The sequence below is a fragment of the Pseudomonas fluorescens genome (assembly GCF_902497875.1).
In the GTDB taxonomy this organism is placed as follows: Bacteria; Pseudomonadota; Gammaproteobacteria; order Pseudomonadales; family Pseudomonadaceae; genus Aquipseudomonas; species Aquipseudomonas fluorescens_BR.
This window is the reverse complement of record NZ_CABVHY010000012.1, coordinates 23,345-39,091: the sequence shown is the minus strand read 5'-3', so window position 1 is coordinate 39,091 and position 15,747 is coordinate 23,345. Positions and strand designations below refer to the sequence as shown.

Below are 15,747 nucleotides of genomic sequence, written 5' to 3'. Positions count from 1 at the left end.
CCAAGGAGGGCGATGGGGAGTCTATCAGGCGTTGCGCAGTCTGTCGGCTCAGGAAATTTGAACAGCCAGCTGATTCTGCAAGTCCCGTTGAGTCACCCAATGTTCGATCAACTCGCGCAGTTGCGATAGCTCGACCGGTTTGGCCATATGCCCGTCCATGCCGGCCTGACGCGCGCGTTCCTTGTGCTCGGTCAGGATGTGCGCGGTGAGTGCGACCACCGGAGTGCGCACACGCTGGTTGCCGACCTCCCAGGCGCGTAGTTGCTGGGTAGCGGAAAAACCATCGAGGATTGGCATTTCACAATCCATCAGCACCAGATCGTAACGTTGGGCTTTCATCGCCTGCAGCGCTTCCTCGCCGTTGCTGGCAGTGTCCGGCTGCAGGTTGAGCTTGCCAAGCATGCCGCGAATCACTTTGGTCGAGATGCTGTTGTCTTCGGCGACAAGGATGCGGAAATCGCTGGGTACCTTGATCGGTACAGGTATGCCTGACGGCACGTGGTGGGGCACGACCAGGCCTTTGTTGCGTCGGGTCAGCTCGTCAGCCAGGGTGGTCTTGAGGGTATAGCCGGCAACCGGTTTGGCCAGGATGCGCTTGATCCCCGAGTTGCGCGCAATGACCTTGCTCGGCGCGTTGCTGATGCCGGTAAGCATGATCAGCAGGATGTCGTGGTTCAGGCTCGGGTCTTCCTTGATCTTTGCCGCCAGTTGCATGCCGGTCATGCCAGGCATGTTCTGGTCGAGCAGTACCACGTCGAAGTAGTCGCGCAGGTGCGCCTTGGTCCGCAGCAGGGCCAGCGCTTCCTTGCCGGAAGGTACGGCACTGACGTTCAGACCCCAGGCGCTGCATTGCTGCACCAGGACTTTGCGGCACGTGTCGTTGTCATCCACCACCAACACTCGAGCTCCTTGCAGCGGGCCATCGAGGTCGGAGGTCGGATGCTCCAGGCGTTCCGGATCCAGCGGCAAGGTCAGCCACAGGGTGCTGCCACTGTTGTTGCCGCTTTTGATACCGAATTCACCGTGCATCAGCAGGATCAGTTGGCGGGCGATGACCAGCCCGAGGTTGCCACCCAGGCGCGTCGCCGAGAGGAAGTTCTTGCTGTGCAGTTCGGCGTGCAGCAAGGCATCGCGTTCGCTGGCCTCCATCGGTACACCGCTGTCCTGGACCGCGATGCGTAGCCGCGGTTTGGCGCTGCGTTCGTCGAGGGCGACGACGATCAGGATTTCGCCTTCGGCGGTTTTCTTCAGGGCGTTTTCCAGCAGGCTCAGCAATGTCTGGCGCAGGCGTGTTGGGTCGCCGCTGACCACCCGCGGGACTTGCGGCTGAATAAAACTGATCAGTTCGACATTCTGCTGCTCGGCCTTGGCCCGGAAAATACTCAGGCAGTCTTCGATCAGCGCGTTGAGGTCGAACTGCACATCGTCCAGCTCGATTTGCCCGGACTCGAGCTTGGAGATGTCAAGAATCTCGTTGATCAAGGTCAGCAGTTCATTGCCGGCGCTGTGGATGGTCTGTACGTAGTCCCGTTGTTTGACCGACAAGGGGGTGCCCAGCAGCAGCTCGGTCATGCCCAGCACACCATTCATCGGGGTGCGGATCTCGTGGCTGATTTTCGCCAGGAACTCGGCCTTGGCGTTGATCTCGGCGTTGCTGGCTGCCAGGTCGCGGCTGACGCTGAAACGGTCTTCAGTGATGCTGCGTTGACGCTCGCCCAGGGCGATACTCATCAACAGGCCGCTGAGGCAGATGAACCCGAGCAGCGTCATGATCAGGCCTTGCGGTGCCACCAGGGTCAGTCCCAGAAGCGCTGGCAAGATGATCAGGGTGCCGGCGTTGAAGATCACCATGGCCGCGACGAACAGTCGAGCCGGGCGATAACCTTTCTGCCAGTGGTAAGCGCTGACGAATAGCATGCTCAGGCCGGCGAGCGCCACCAGCGCGTAGGTGATGATATTCAGCGGCAGGGTGTCGACAAACAGCAGCAACAGGCTGCACAAGGTGGTCAGCAGGATATCGCCGAGCAGCAACCGGTTCAGCGGATGGGGGCCGAGTGGGGCGAAGAATCGGTAGGCGAACATCAGGCCGCAGGGGGCGGTCAGCAACAAGGCCACATAGGCGCCAGGCGTTTGTATGGTGTACCAGTCCGGCAGCCAGGGGCCAGGCAGATTCAGCAGCAGGAGCAGGCTGAGCAGCAACAGGCCTTCACAGGCGGCCAGCCAGATGCAGCTTCTGGAGCGGGTGTAGGCGTAGCGTGTCAGATTATGCAGGATCAGCATCGCCAGACAGCCGAACAGCAGGCCATAAATCAATGTCTGGCCCTGATCTGCCGCGGTCATGACCGCCGATTGCAAGGTGATATAAGGCCGTAGCTGGTGCTCGGACACCAGCCGCACATACACCTCAAGGGCGTTTTGACTTTGCGGCAGCGCCAGCATGAAGTCGCTGCTTGGCAAGGGCCTCTGGGTTTGTGGTTGATCGGTGCCGGTGTTCAATTGCTCGATCAGCTTGTCGTCGTCGAGCACGTACAGATTCAGTTGAGCCAGATCTGGTGCGAAAATGCGCAGCAGTTGCTCGTGTTTGCCCGGCTGGAGTTTGAAGCGCAGCCATAAAGCGCCACCGGGTTCGGCAGCGGTCAGCTGGTTCAGTTCGACCGGGCTGAATTGATTGGTGAAGCGGGCAGAGCGGATGTCGCTCAATTGCAGGTCAGCCGTTTCGTCAAGCAATACTGCCCAGCCACTGCCTTGCGCGGCCTGGGCCGGTAGCAAGCAGAGCAGAGTCAGCAGGCTGACGGTAAAACCTATGGCAATCCTGAGCCAGCGCACGGCGAAATCCCTTCGTAGGTTGATGCCAGATTGTAACTATGCGCGGGGCTGGAATAGCACGGCAAGGGTCTGAGACCCCTGCCTGGCCGAACGGATAGCCTATTCCTGATTTTCGCCACGCTCGCGGGCAATGGCACGGTAGCCAATGTCCTTGCGGTAGAAGCAGCCTTGCCAATCGATTTTAGCTGCCAATTTGTAAGCCTGCTGTTGAGCCGCATCGACACTTTGGCCCAGAGCGGTGGCGCAGAGCACTCGGCCGCCAGCGGTCACTACCTGACCGTCTTGCAGTGCGGTGCCAGCGTGAAAGACTTTGCCTTCCAGCGCGGCCGCGGCATCCAGACCTTCAATGGCCACGCCCTTGGCGTAATCACCAGGATAGCCGCCGGCTGCCAGCACGATACCGACGCTTGGGCGTGGATCCCATTGTGCTTCGACCTTGTCCAGTGCCTGGGCCAGCGCAGCCTCGATCAGCAACACCAGGCTCGACTGCAGACGCAGCATCACCGGTTGGGTTTCCGGGTCGCCAAAGCGGCAGTTGAACTCGATGACTTTCGGATTGCCAGCCTTGTCGATCATCAGACCCGCGTAGAGGAAACCGGTGTAGACGTTGCCTTCCTCGGCCATGCCGCGCACCGTCGGCCAGATCACCAGATCCATCACGCGCTGATGCACCTCGGCGGTGACCACCGGGGCAGGGGAGTAGGCACCCATGCCGCCCGTGTTCGGACCCGTGTCGCCGTCGCCGACGCGTTTGTGGTCCTGGCTGGTGGCCATTGGCAGAACATTCTTGCCATCGACCATGACGATGAAGCTGGCTTCTTCGCCATCGAGGAACTCCTCGATCACCACCCGGGAACCGGCTTCGCCGAACGCATTGCCGGCGAGCATGTCCCGCACGGCGTCTTCTGCTTCGGCGAGGGTCATGGCGACGATCACGCCTTTACCGGCGGCCAGGCCGTCGGCCTTGATCACGATCGGTGCGCCTTTTTCACGCAAGTAAGCCAAGGCCGGCTCAACCTCGGTGAAGTTCTGGTAGTCGGCGGTCGGGATCTTGTGGCGAGCCAGGAAGTCCTTGGTGAACGCCTTGGAGCCTTCCAGCTGGGCGGCGCCGGAGGTCGGGCCGAAGCAATCCAGGCCGCGGGAGCGGAACAGATCGACTACGCCGGCCACCAGTGGTACTTCCGGACCGACGATGGTCAGGGAAACGTTTTTCTCGGCGAAATCAGCCAGCTGCTCAAGGGCCAGCACGTCGATAGCGACGTTCTCGCACTTGGCTTCAATGGCGGTGCCGGCGTTGCCCGGAGCAACGAATACCTTTACCACACGCGGATCCTGAGCCACTTTCCAGGCCAGGGCGTGTTCACGGCCACCGCTGCCAATGATCAAAACATTCATTTCAAAAACCTCGATGACGCTAATTCTGTGGGAAGCGCTGCATGCCACCGTAGGAGCTGCCGCAGGCTGCGATCTTTTGATCTTGATCTTAAAAGCAAAGTCAAAAGATCGCAGCCTGCGGCAGCTCCTACAGGGGGAACTGCGTTATCAGTGACGGAAGTGGCGCATGCCCGTAAAGACCATCGCGATGCCGGCTTCATCAGCCGCTGCAATCACTTCATTGTCACGCATCGAGCCGCCCGGCTGGATCACCGCAGTGATGCCGACCTTGGCCGCATTGTCGATGCCGTCGCGGAACGGGAAGAATGCATCCGAGGCCATGACCGCGCCTTGCACTTGCAAGCCGGCATGTTCAGCCTTGATCGCGGCGATACGCGCGGAGTTGACGCGGCTCATCTGGCCAGCGCCGACGCCGATGGTTTGACGGTTCTTGGCGTAGACGATGGCGTTGGATTTGACGTACTTGGCGACTTTCCAGGCGAAGATCAGGTCGTTGATCTCTTGCTCGGTCGGGGCGCGCTTGGTCACCACTTTCAAGTCTTCGCTGCCGATCATGCCAATGTCGCGGCTCTGAACCAGCAAACCGCCGTTGACGCGCTTGTAGTCCCAGGCCGCGGCGCGATCGGCCGACCATTGGCCACAGGACAGCAGGCGTACGTTGGCTTTGGCGGCGACGATGGCGCGGGCTTCTTCGGTGACGCTTGGTGCGATGATCACTTCGACGAACTGGCGCTCGACGATGGCCTTGGCGGTTTCAGCATCCAGTTCGCGGTTGAAGGCGATGATGCCACCGAACGCCGATTCGGTATCGGTGGCGTAGGCCAGTTCGTAAGCCTGACGGATGCCGCCTTCGGCGTCCGGGCTGACGGCCACGCCGCACGGGTTGGCGTGCTTGACGATGACGCAGGCCGGTTTGACGAAGCTCTTCACGCATTCCAGCGCGGCGTCGGTGTCGGCCACGTTGTTGTACGACAGCTCTTTGCCTTGCAGTTGGGTCGCGGTGGCGATACCCACTTCGGCAGGCTTGGCTTCCACGTAGAACGCCGCGCTCTGGTGCGGGTTCTCGCCGTAGCGCATTTCCTGAGCCTTGACGAACTGGCTGTTGAAGGTGCGTGGGAACTGGCTGCGACCTTCGGTACCGAGGGTCTCGGCGGTCTGGTCAACGGTGCCCAGGTAGTTGGCGATCATGCCGTCGTAGGCGGCAGTGTGTTCGAAGGCCTTGAGCATCAGGTCGAAGCGCTGAGCGTAAGTCAGGCCGCCGGCCTTGAGGCTTTCCAGGACCTGGCTGTAATCGCTGGCGTTGACCACGATGGCCACGTCTTTGTGGTTCTTGGCCGCGGAGCGAACCATGGTCGGGCCGCCGATATCGATGTTCTCGATGGCGGTCGGCAGGTCGCAACCTGGCTTGGAAATAGTGGCTTCGAAGGGGTAGAGGTTGACTGCCACCAGGTCGATCGGCTTGATGCCGTGCTCGTTCATGATGGCATCGTCGATCCCGCGGCGACCGAGGATCCCACCGTGGATTTTCGGGTGCAGGGTCTTGACCCGACCGTCCATCATTTCTGCAAAGCCGGTGTAGTCCGCGACTTCCACTGCGGCCACGCCGTTGTCCTGCAGCAGCTTGAAGGTACCGCCGGTGGAAAGGATCTCGACACCCAGCGCTTCCAGCTCGCGGGCGAAGTCGAGAATCCCGGTCTTGTCGGAAACGCTGATCAAGGCGCGGCGGATCGGCAGGCGGGTAGTCTGGTCGGTCATTTCAATTTCCATCAAAAGCAAAGGAGTCAGCAAAAAAGCGACCGGTTTTACGCGGACGCCTTTCTGGTTTGATTGAATGCTTACAGCAGATCGTACTGCTTGAGTTTCTTGCGCAAGGTGCCGCGGTTCAGCCCCAACAGCTCACTGGCCTTGGTCTGGTTGCCCTTGACGTAGTTCATCACGCTTTCGAGCAGTGGCGCCTCGACTTCGGACAGCACCAGGTTGTACACGTCCGTGACGGCAGCGCCCTCAAGGTGGGCGAAATAATTGTGCAGCGCTTTCTCGACACTCCCGCGAAGGGTCTGACCCTCTTCGCTCGGTGTATTGAGGTGCTGTTTCAAATTTACATTGTCGCTCACGGGTGCTGTTCCACTCACTAAAGTCTCGGTCATCATCGTCATGCGGCCACCCCTTCTGCGTCCCCTTTCACCAGGCTCTTGTAACGCTCGGCGAAAAATTCACGAACGTTGGCGCACTGTGCTTCCGTTTCATCCAAACGATTGAACTGGGCGCGGAACTCCCTGGCGCCCGGCAAGGTTGCGAGATACCAGCCCACATGCTTGCGGGCAATGCGTACGCCCATGACATCCCCATAGAAGGCATGCAGTGCGGCCAGATGCTCTAGCAGAATACGTTCCACCTCGACCAGCTCCGGTGCCGGGAGTGTTTCGCCGGTACGCAGAAAATGCTCGATCTCACGAAAAATCCATGGCCGCCCTTGAGCGGCCCGGCCAATCAGCAGACCATCGGCGCCGGTCGCTTGAAGCACGTACCGGGCTTTCTCGGGCGAATCGATATCGCCGTTGGCGAAGACCGGAATCGACACCGCCTGCTTGATCGCGGCAATGGTGTCGTACTCGGCAACGCCGGTGTACAGATCGGCGCGGGTCCGGCCATGGACCGCCAGTGCCGTGATACCTGCCTGCTCGGCGATCTTCGCCACCGTCAGGCCGTTCTTGTTCGACCGGTCCCAGCCGGTACGTATTTTCAGGGTGACCGGGACATCGACCGCCGCCACGACGGCGTGCAGGATCTCCCTCACCAGGTCTTCGTCTTTCAGCAACGCGGAACCGGCAGCCTTGTTGCAGACTTTCTTCGCCGGACAACCCATGTTGATATCAATAATCTGTGCGCCCAACTCGACGTTGGCGCGGGCGGCATCCGCCAGCATCTGTGCATCACCGCCGGCGATCTGTACCGAGCGCGGCTCGGGATCACCTTCGTGGATCATCCGGAGGCGCGATTTGCGACTGTTCCACAAGCTCATATCGCTGGTGACCATTTCCGAGACTACAAGGCCTGCGCCCAACCGTTTGCACAGCTGACGAAAGGGCTGGTCAGTGACCCCCGCCATGGGAGCGAGAATCAAGCCGTTGGGCAATGTATATGGACCGATGCGTACCGCCGACATAGGACTTCCCTGGTGTGGGGCCGGATCATTAGAGTTCGAAAAAGGGTTGGCATGATACCCGCTCTCGATGACCGGATAAAGGCTGAATTGGATAAAATCTGAACAGTTATTCTGTTATCGCCAGCAGTTTGGTTCGCGGCGAGGAAGTCAGAAAAGCGCCGTCAATCCTTAGCCGCGCCGCTTGACTGAAGTGTTTCACTCGGGTGAATGAAAGCTCAGGCTGTAATTGACGGCTTTGGGGCCGGGATCAAGGATGTCCAGGGCGATATGGATGGGTGTTTGTGGTGGCATTTCCGCCAGGCCTTCAAGCTCGCCGTTGAGGTACTCGCCAGGCTTGAAGCGCCGACTGGCGATCAGGTGCCCATTGAGATCGGCAAAGCGCAGTTCCAGCAACGGGAAGGGCTGAGAGAAGGGTGCGCGATTGTAGATGATCGCATCGACTATCAGTGCGCCGCTGAAGTCCGGATGACTGCGAACCACCAGGTTGCTGCTCTTGATGCGGGCAATATCGACCTTGGACGGTACCGTGCAGCCGATTTGCGGGCACAGTTGCTGAAACCACGGGCGGTACTGGTCCTGGCGGGCCAACTCCTCGAATTGATAAGCAATGTATTGACCGGCCAGTGCCGCGGCTCCGAGCAGAATCAGCAGTCCCCAGAGAAAACGTCGACCCCAGGGGGAGCGACGCTTTTGCCAATCGACTTGCACCGGTTCATCGATCAGGTCCTGTAGCACCTCGTCGTGCAAGCCGGGTTCACTGCGTGCGCGCTTCTTGCGCGGTGGCTCGGCCTCCAGCAGCTCTTCGTCGGCGACATCTATCGCGCTCAGGCGCTCGAAATGCTCTGGCGCTGGCGGCTCCTGCTCCAGGGGGATAAGCGGTGCTTCGGGTTCATCCCGCAGATCGTCAAGCTCGAAGGACAGTGAGGGTTCGGTGCGGCCGGGTCTGTCCGGCTCGACGATCTGGTCTGCCGGTAAGCGGTCTACATTGGCCAAAGGCTCAATGGGCTCGTTCGTTTCTGCGCGGTCGGCCGTCGATTCGCTGAACAGGCTGCCAGTCCATTGCTCTTCCTCGCCGCCGGTGATCTCCCGGCGCGCGTTCAGCGAATCTTCCTTGGGCTTGCGCTTTTGGTCGAGGTCGGTGATCGGCTGAATTTCCCGCTGTTCGAGCCGGGCGAGTTCTTCGTCGAGGTCATCCAGGTCGAGTTCGGCGGCCGTCCACTGCTTCTGGCTGATTGCCCGGGGCGCGACGGGCTCGGCTGGCACTGGCGCGCCGGCGGGGAGGGTTTCCTTGCTGGCGCGTTGTTCCAGCAACTGCCGCGCGGCGTTGAACACCTGCAGGCAGGAGCCGCAACGAACCGCCCCGCGGGCCACGCTCAATTGCGCGTGGTTGACGCGAAAGCTGGTTTGGCAATGCGGGCACTGGGTGACGAAACTGTCGGTCATGCGGCAATCCGGATTATGCAGGCGTCCATTCTAGCGCCGACGGCCGGTAATGCGCACCCAGCCTTCGCGATTGGCAATCGGGTCAAGCTCGAAGTCCTGGGCATAGGCCGCGGCGACCTCTTCGCCCTGCTCGGCGAGGATGCCCGACAGTGCCAGGCGCCCGCCGGGCTTGACCAGACTGGACAGTTGCGGGGCCAGTGAGACTAACGGGCCCGCGAGGATATTGGCGACCAATACATCGGCCTGAACTTGCGGCAAATCTTGTGGCAGATACAGCGGGAACAGCTCTTCGGCAATGTTGTTGCGCCCGGCGTTGTCGCGGGAAGCTTCCAGCGCCTGCACATCGATATCGGTGCCGACCGCTTCTTTGGCACCCAGCAGCAAGGCGGCAATCGCCAGGATCCCCGAACCGCAACCGAAGTCCAGCACGTTGCAGTCTTTCAGGTCCTGACCATCGAGCCATTCCAGGCACAGAGCCGTGGTCGGGTGGGTGCCGGTACCGAACGCCAGGCCCGGGTCGAGCAGCAGGTTGACGGCGTCTGGCTCCGGCGCGGCGTGCCAGCTCGGAACGATCCACAGACGCTGGCCGAAGCGCATGGGATGGAAGTTGTCCATCCAGCTGCGTTCCCAGTCCTGGTCTTCGATAATTTCGCTGTGGTGCTCAGGCAGCGGGCCGCCGGTCAGCAGTTCCATATGAGCCAGCACGCTGGCGGCTTCGGTGCCGTCTTCGAACAGGGCCAGCAGATGGGTGTGGGACCACAGCGGCGTGGTATTGAGTTCCGGCTCGAAGATCGGTTGATCTTCAGCGTCCATGAATGTCACCGAAACGGCGCCGACTTCAAGGAACGCGTCTTCGTAGGTTTCGGCTTGTTCTGGGCTGATGGCGAGACGGACTTGCAGCCAAGGCATGGCGGGCACCTTTGAAAAATGTAGTGTGCAGCCTGGAGGCTACGAGAAGCCCGCCAGTTTACGCGAGCGCGACGCAGAAGACGACCATAGGGTGTATGCCGAAAAGATCGCAGCCTGCGGCAGCTCCTACTGGTGTACGCCAGTCCCCTTGTAGGAGCTGCCGCAGGCTGCGATCTTTTGATTTATTCAGAAACAACAAAGCCGCTCGAGAGCGGCCTTGTTGGTCTGGATCACATCTTAATGCTGGGCAGCCAGCTTGTGTTCCAGGTAGTGGATGTTCACTCCACCTTCGCAGAAGCCTTCATCGCGGACCAGGTCGCGGTGCAGCGGGATGTTGGTCTTGATCCCGTCGACAACGATTTCGTCCAGCGCATTGCGCATGCGCGCCAGGGCTTCGTCACGGGTTGCGCCGTAGGTGATCAGCTTGCCGATCAACGAATCGTAGTTCGGCGGAACGGCATAACCACTGTACAGGTGCGAATCGACGCGAACGCCGTTGCCGCCTGGAGCGTGGAAATGCTTGACCGTGCCTGGGCTTGGCATGAAGGTTTTCGGGTCTTCGGCGTTGATCCGGCATTCCAGCGCGTGACCGCGGATAACCACATCATCCTGGGTGTACGACAGCTTGTTGCCAGCGGCGATGCTGAGCATCTCCTTGACGATGTCGATCCCGGTGACCATTTCCGATACCGGGTGCTCAACTTGAACGCGGGTGTTCATTTCGATGAAATAGAACGCGCCGTTCTCGTACAGGAACTCGAAAGTGCCCGCGCCACGGTAGTTGATGTCGATGCAGGCCTTGACGCAGCGTGCGAGGACTTCCTGGCGAGCCTTCTCGTCGATGCCCGGTGCCGGCGCTTCTTCGAGAACCTTCTGGTGGCGACGTTGCAGCGAGCAATCGCGGTCACCCAGATGGATCGCCTGGCCCTGACCATCGGAAAGCACCTGGACTTCCACGTGACGTGGGTTGGTCAGGAATTTTTCCAGATAGACCATCGGGTTGCCGAACGCTGCGCCCGCTTCGGAGCGGGTCAGTTTCGCCGAGGAAATCAGGTCTTCTTCTTTGTGCACAACGCGCATGCCGCGACCACCGCCGCCGCCAGCGGCTTTGATGATCACCGGGTAACCGACTTCGCGACCAATGCGCAGAGCGGTTTCTTCATCTTCAGGCAGTGGGCCGTCGGAACCCGGAACGGTTGGAACACCGGCAGCGATCATGGCGTGCTTGGCGGAAACCTTGTCGCCCATCAGGCGAATGGTCTCGGCTTTCGGGCCGATGAAGGCGAAGCCGGAGTTCTCGACCTGTTCGGCGAAATCGGCGTTTTCCGCGAGGAAACCGTAGCCCGGGTGAATGGCGGTGGCGCCAGTCACTTCAGCGGCCGCGATGATCGCCGGGATGTGCAGGTAAGACTTTGCGGCGGATGCCGGACCGATGCAGACGGATTCGTCAGCCAGGCCCAGGTGCATCAGCTCTTTGTCGGCCGTGGAGTAAACGGCGACAGTCTTGATGCCCATCTCTTTGCAGGCACGCAGGATCCGCAGGGCAATTTCACCGCGGTTGGCGATCAGCACTTTTTCCAACTTCGCAGGTTTCAACATCGTCGGCTCTCCGCGGTTCAAACGATGGTGAACAGCGGTTGGTCGTACTCAACCGGCTGGCCGTCTTCAACGAGGATGGATTCGATCACACCGCTGGTTTCAGCTTCGATGTGGTTCATCATCTTCATGGCTTCGACGATGCACAGCGTGTCGCCTTTCTTCACGCTCTGACCGACTTCAACGAAGGACGGCGAGGCAGGGGAAGATTTGCGATAGAACGTACCCACCATCGGCGAGCGGGCAACAGTGCCGTTGAGCACTGGAGCGGCCGGTGCGGCAGGCGCTGCGGCAACGGGTGCGGCGACAGCGGCAGGCGCGGCAGCCGGAGCGGCCATAGGGGCAGGCGCGTAGAACTGCTGAGCCGGGGTTTTGCTGTGGCGGCTGATCCGTACGGACTCTTCGCCTTCCTTGATCTCGAGCTCGTCGATGCCGGATTCTTCCAGCAGTTCGATCAGTTTCTTAACTTTACGGATATCCATGAATCATCAACTCCCAAGGGTCGGTCAGGGGCGTTTAGCTTGTTGTTCAAGCTGTTCCAGGGCGGCCTCCAGGGCCAGTCGATAACCGCTGGCGCCAAGGCCGCAGATCACTCCCACCGCAACGTCGGAGAAGTAAGAGTGATGGCGGAAAGGTTCGCGTTTGTGCACGTTAGACAAATGCACTTCGATGAATGGGATGCTCACCGCCAGCAGCGCGTCACGTAATGCAACGCTTGTGTGCGTAAAAGCTGCTGGATTGATCAGGATGAAGTCCACACCCTCGCCAGGGGCGGCATGGATGCGATCGATCAATTCGTACTCGGCGTTGCTTTGCAGGTAAAGCAAATGGTGGCCGGCATTGCGCGCGCGCTGTTCCAGATCCTGATTGATCTGAGCCAGGGTAACCGCACCGTAGACGCCCGGTTCGCGGGTGCCGAGCAGGTTCAGGTTGGGGCCGTGCAAAACCAGTAGGGTCGCCATCTGCAGTTCCTTGTCATCTGTGTGCAGTTGTCAGAACCCGGCGACTATGCCGCAAAGCCTTTGTGACTGTCCAGTTCTCTGCAATAGCCAGCACAATGTCCGATGTTTGCGCGAAATATATGACCAGTTGATTAAAACCGGTCATTTGCTTTGGCGACACGTTCGGCGAAGTCCGCTGCATTGATCTCGCCGATGACCCTCGCGTCCCCGAGTTCAAGACCGTCTTTCCCGAAAAACATCAGCGCCGGCGGCCCGAACAGTTTGTAACGGTCGAGCAGGGCACGTTGCTCGCGGTTGCTGGCGGTGATGTCAAAGCGCACCAGCCGATAGCCTTTAAGGCGTTCGACGACGTTGCCGGCGTTAAGCACCTCATGTTCGATGACTTTGCAGCTGATGCACCAGTCGGCATACCAGTCGAGCAGCAGCGGGGTGCCGGCGGTTCTGGCCTCGGCGAGGGCGCGATCCAGTTCCGCCGGGGTACTGATGGTCTGCCATTGGCTGGCGTTTTGAGCCGGGATGCCAGTGGCCGAATTGACGGCCAATGAGCGGCCGATCGGACTCAGCGGGTCGGTCTGGCCGCTGAATGCGCCGTACCAGCAGGCCAGTGCGTAGAACAACAAAAACATCCCCAGCAGCTGCGCCAGGCGCTGTCTGGGTGGTTTGTAAATGAACTCGAGAGCACCAAGAAACAGGCCGACACCGGCCGCCAGCAAACCGAGCAGCAGTAAAGTGACCTGGCCGGGCAACACCCGGCTGAGCAAGCCGATCGCCAGCCCGAGCAGCAGCACCCCTATGGCATTTTTAACGTAGAGCAGCCATGGGCCGCTTTTCGGCAGCCAGGCCGCGCCGCCCGTGGCGACCAGCAACAACGGCGCGCCCATGCCCAGGCCCAGCAACAGGAGTTTCAGTGCCCCACCCAGGGCGTCACCACTGGCACTTATGTAAAGCAGAGCGCCGGCCAATGGCGCCGACACGCAGGGCGAAACCAGCAGGCTGGAGACCACCCCCAGCACTGCGGCGCCCCACAAGGAACCGCCTTCGGTGCGATTGGCCACCCGATCCAGGCGGCTGCTGATGGCATGGGGCAGTTTCAGTTCGAAGATACCGAACATGGCCAAGGCAAACACTGCGAAAAACAGCGCGAACGGCACCAGTACCCAGGCCGATTGCAGGCGTGCCTGGAGATTCAATTGCGCGCCGAACATGCCCATCAGTGCCCCGAGCAGGGCAAAGCAGACCGCCATCGGCAACACATAGGCCAGCGACAGGTTGAAACCGCGCCAGCCGCCGACCTGGCCGCGCAACACCACGCCGGAGAGAATCGGCAGCATGGGCAGCACGCAAGGGGTGAAGGTCAGTCCCACTCCGGCGAGGAAGAACAGCGCCAGTTCGCGCCAGTTCCAGCGGGTCTGCAGGTCGCTGGCCGGGGTTTCGGCGCCGGTTGTTGCAGAAGACGTGTCCACGATGCTCAGCCGCTGGGTTTCGGGCGGGTAGCACAGACCTTTATCGGCACACCCCTGGTAAGTCACCGCCAGGGTGAAGGCCCGCTGATCGCCGGCCGGGCGTGGCAGTGTTACATCGAGAATCCCGTGGTAGACCTCGACGTCGCCAAAGAACTCATCGTGTTTCTGCTCCCCCTGAGGCAGCTGGGCGGCGCCCAGCGCGACGTCTGCGGGCTCGGTCCGGAACTGAAAGCGATGGCGGTACAGGTAATAACCTTCGCTGGCGACGAAGCGCAGCTTGATCGATTGCGCCGTGCTTTCCATCAGACTCAGTTGAAACGCTTCGCGTACCGGCAGGAAGTCGGAACTGTTATTGACCGAGCCCAAGGTCGAACTGGGGCGACTGTCCAGCAACCCGCCGGCGTTCACCGGCAGGGCGAGCAATAACAGCATCAGGCAGAGCAAGCGGCGCATAGCGATCTCGCGTATCGGGAGTGTGCGCATCATAGCGGAGTGGGGCGGGGAGTGCAGGGAGTGGGGGCAGGGAACTAAATCTGTGGCGAGGGCTTTTGTGGCGAGGGGGCTTGCCCCCGTTCGGCTGCGCAGCAGTCGCAATACTGTCCTGCGGGTTCTAACTGAAGGATCCCATTGCCTGATTTTGGGACCGCTTCGCGCTCCATCGGGGCAAGCCCCCTCGCCACAAAAGGCCCTTTCAGACCCTGAAGGCCTGCACGGCCGTATGCAACTGCCCGCCCAGCGCCAACAAATGTTCACCCTGGCTGCGGCCTTCACCAATCCTCAGCAAGTTATCCCCGCCCAGTTGGTGAATCCGCTCGCTGTGATCGCGGATTTCGCTGACGGCACCGCTCTGTTGGGCAGTGACATCGGCGATGCGCACGGCAGTGTCGGAAATGGTCTGGATCGCCCCGACGATTTCATCCAGTGCGCCGTCAGCCGCTTGGGCCTGGCTCGCGGTGGCCTCAGCGTGTTCGACCTGCGCACGCATGCCCTCTACCGATTGGCGGGCAGCCAGTTGCAGTCCGGCGATCAGCGTCTGGATCTCGGCGGTGGCGCCGGCGGTGCGTTGAGCCAAGGTGCGGACTTCTTCGGCGACCACCGCGAAGCCGCGGCCCATTTCCCCGGCGCGAGCGGCTTCGATGGCGGCGTTGAGGGCCAGCAGATTGGTCTGATCGGCAATCGAGCGGATCACGGTGAGCACGCCGCCAATGGTCGCCGACTCTTCGGCCAGGTGTTCGATCATCTGTGCGTTGCCTTGCACTTCGCCGACCAGAGCATGCAACCCCGTGAGGCTCAGGCCGATCACTTTCTGCCCGTGTTCGACAGCGAGCCCGGCATGCCGGCTGGCGTCCGCGGCCTGGCTGGCATCGCCGGCTACTTGCTGGATGGTGGCTTCCAGCTCACCCAAAGAGTCGCGAATTTGTGCGGTATCTCCGGCCTGGCGTTCGGCGCCGCTGTGCAGGCCACTGCTCAGCTCGGCCAGAGCGCGGCTGCTGCCGGCGACCTGCTCGGCGTTCTGTCGGATGGTTCCCACCAGATCGACCAGATATGCCCGCAGTCGATTCAGCGACGCTTCGATATCGTGCAACTCGCGGTTGGTGTTGCCCAGCTGGATATCCCGGCTGAAGTCGCCCTCGGCCCAGGTCGACAAGGCCGGCGCGAGGTTGGTCAGCACTCGCGCCAGACGCCGTTGCAAGGTATCGATGAGCAACGCGATCAACAGGATCAGGCCAATCATCAAGCCCTGGATGATCCGTACTTCGCTCTGGATCTGCCCGTGTTGGGCGCGCACGGCGGGTTCCAGGCCGGCAATCGCCTGGGTAACCGCGGTGATCTTCAGGTGTGTCGCAGCGCTGAGCTCGGCGCGTTGCTGGATCTGCTGGCGAGTGCGGGCGAGCTCGGCCGGGTAGCGCGTCAGCAGGCTGTTGAGTTCGCGCTTGAGGCCAATGCCGGTATCTTCGGCGATGCTTTTTTCAGTGTTCTCCAGCCC

At 60.9% G+C, this 15,747-nt stretch carries 11 protein-coding genes and 1 pseudogene; all 12 read right to left on the bottom strand.

The window, feature by feature from the left end; genetic code table 11:
* Positions 1 to 48: 48 nt before the first annotated feature.
* Positions 49 to 2,826: a hybrid sensor histidine kinase/response regulator gene (locus F8N85_RS13655; protein WP_150804129.1), complete on the bottom strand. Its 2,778-nt coding sequence runs from the start codon at positions 2,824 to 2,826 to the stop codon at positions 49 to 51.
* Positions 2,827 to 2,925: 99 nt separating this feature from the next.
* Positions 2,926 to 4,221 (bottom strand): phosphoribosylamine--glycine ligase, encoded by a 1,296-nt coding sequence (gene purD / locus F8N85_RS13650; protein ID WP_150804128.1) that lies wholly within the window; start codon positions 4,219 to 4,221, stop codon positions 2,926 to 2,928.
* Between the two features lie 147 nt (positions 4,222 to 4,368).
* Positions 4,369 to 5,976, bottom strand: a complete 1,608-nt coding sequence (gene purH / locus F8N85_RS13645) for a bifunctional phosphoribosylaminoimidazolecarboxamide formyltransferase/IMP cyclohydrolase (RefSeq protein WP_150804127.1) — start codon at positions 5,974 to 5,976, stop codon at positions 4,369 to 4,371.
* An 80-nt stretch (positions 5,977 to 6,056) separates the two neighbouring features.
* The gene (gene fis, locus F8N85_RS13640; protein ID WP_007921650.1) at positions 6,057 to 6,377 is read right to left on the bottom strand and encodes a DNA-binding transcriptional regulator Fis; all 321 of its coding nucleotides are present in this window, start codon (positions 6,375 to 6,377) and stop codon (positions 6,057 to 6,059) included.
* The gene (gene dusB, locus F8N85_RS13635) at positions 6,374 to 7,387 is read right to left on the bottom strand and encodes a tRNA dihydrouridine synthase DusB (RefSeq protein ID WP_150804126.1); all 1,014 of its coding nucleotides are present in this window, start codon (positions 7,385 to 7,387) and stop codon (positions 6,374 to 6,376) included. The genes fis and dusB overlap by 4 nt, the downstream gene beginning before the upstream one ends.
* A 195-nt stretch (positions 7,388 to 7,582) precedes the next feature.
* Positions 7,583 to 8,830 carry a DUF3426 domain-containing protein gene (locus F8N85_RS13630; protein WP_150804125.1) on the bottom strand — a complete coding sequence of 416 codons (1,248 nt, stop codon included), beginning with the start codon at positions 8,828 to 8,830 and terminating at the stop codon, positions 7,583 to 7,585.
* Positions 8,831 to 8,860: 30 nt separating this feature from the next.
* Positions 8,861 to 9,739, bottom strand: coding sequence for a 50S ribosomal protein L11 methyltransferase (gene prmA / locus F8N85_RS13625; RefSeq protein WP_150804124.1), 879 nt, complete (start codon positions 9,737 to 9,739; stop codon positions 8,861 to 8,863).
* A gap of 237 nt (positions 9,740 to 9,976) precedes the next feature.
* Complete coding sequence (gene accC / locus F8N85_RS13620; RefSeq protein ID WP_150804123.1) at positions 9,977 to 11,338, bottom strand: acetyl-CoA carboxylase biotin carboxylase subunit; 1,362 nt, start codon at positions 11,336 to 11,338, stop codon at positions 9,977 to 9,979.
* Positions 11,339 to 11,355: 17 nt separating this feature from the next.
* Positions 11,356 to 11,817, bottom strand: coding sequence for an acetyl-CoA carboxylase biotin carboxyl carrier protein (gene accB, locus F8N85_RS13615; protein ID WP_150804122.1), 462 nt, complete (start codon positions 11,815 to 11,817; stop codon positions 11,356 to 11,358).
* Positions 11,818 to 11,841: 24 nt separating this feature from the next.
* A complete protein-coding gene (gene aroQ / locus F8N85_RS13610; protein WP_150644101.1) occupies positions 11,842 to 12,297 on the bottom strand; it encodes a type II 3-dehydroquinate dehydratase in 456 nt (151 codons plus the stop codon).
* 131 nt (positions 12,298 to 12,428) lie between these two features.
* Positions 12,429 to 14,213 carry a protein-disulfide reductase DsbD gene (locus F8N85_RS13605; RefSeq protein WP_150804121.1) on the bottom strand — a complete coding sequence of 595 codons (1,785 nt, stop codon included), beginning with the start codon at positions 14,211 to 14,213 and terminating at the stop codon, positions 12,429 to 12,431.
* 238 nt (positions 14,214 to 14,451) lie between these two features.
* Positions 14,452 to 14,958, bottom strand: a pseudogene (locus tag F8N85_RS35755) (methyl-accepting chemotaxis protein); the annotation flags it as partial.
* Between the last annotated feature and the right edge of the window lie 789 nt (positions 14,959 to 15,747).

What these genes read in the sequence shown, in the direction of transcription:
- purD (WP_150804128.1), bottom strand. Translation starts at nt 4,221, where the DNA reads ATGAATGTTTTGATCATTGGCAGCGGTGGCCGTGAACACGCCCTGGCC.
- purH (WP_150804127.1), bottom strand. Translation starts at nt 5,976, where the DNA reads ATGACCGACCAGACTACCCGCCTGCCGATCCGCCGCGCCTTGATCAGC.
- fis (WP_007921650.1), bottom strand. Translation starts at nt 6,377, where the DNA reads ATGACGATGATGACCGAGACTTTAGTGAGTGGAACAGCACCCGTGAGC.
- dusB (WP_150804126.1), bottom strand. Translation starts at nt 7,387, where the DNA reads ATGTCGGCGGTACGCATCGGTCCATATACATTGCCCAACGGCTTGATT.
- F8N85_RS13630 (WP_150804125.1), bottom strand. Translation starts at nt 8,830, where the DNA reads ATGACCGACAGTTTCGTCACCCAGTGCCCGCATTGCCAAACCAGCTTT.
- prmA (WP_150804124.1), bottom strand. Translation starts at nt 9,739, where the DNA reads ATGCCTTGGCTGCAAGTCCGTCTCGCCATCAGCCCAGAACAAGCCGAA.
- accC (WP_150804123.1), bottom strand. Translation starts at nt 11,338, where the DNA reads ATGTTGAAACCTGCGAAGTTGGAAAAAGTGCTGATCGCCAACCGCGGT.
- accB (WP_150804122.1), bottom strand. Translation starts at nt 11,817, where the DNA reads ATGGATATCCGTAAAGTTAAGAAACTGATCGAACTGCTGGAAGAATCC.
- aroQ (WP_150644101.1), bottom strand. Translation starts at nt 12,297, where the DNA reads ATGGCGACCCTACTGGTTTTGCACGGCCCCAACCTGAACCTGCTCGGC.
- F8N85_RS13605 (WP_150804121.1), bottom strand. Translation starts at nt 14,213, where the DNA reads ATGCGCCGCTTGCTCTGCCTGATGCTGTTATTGCTCGCCCTGCCGGTG.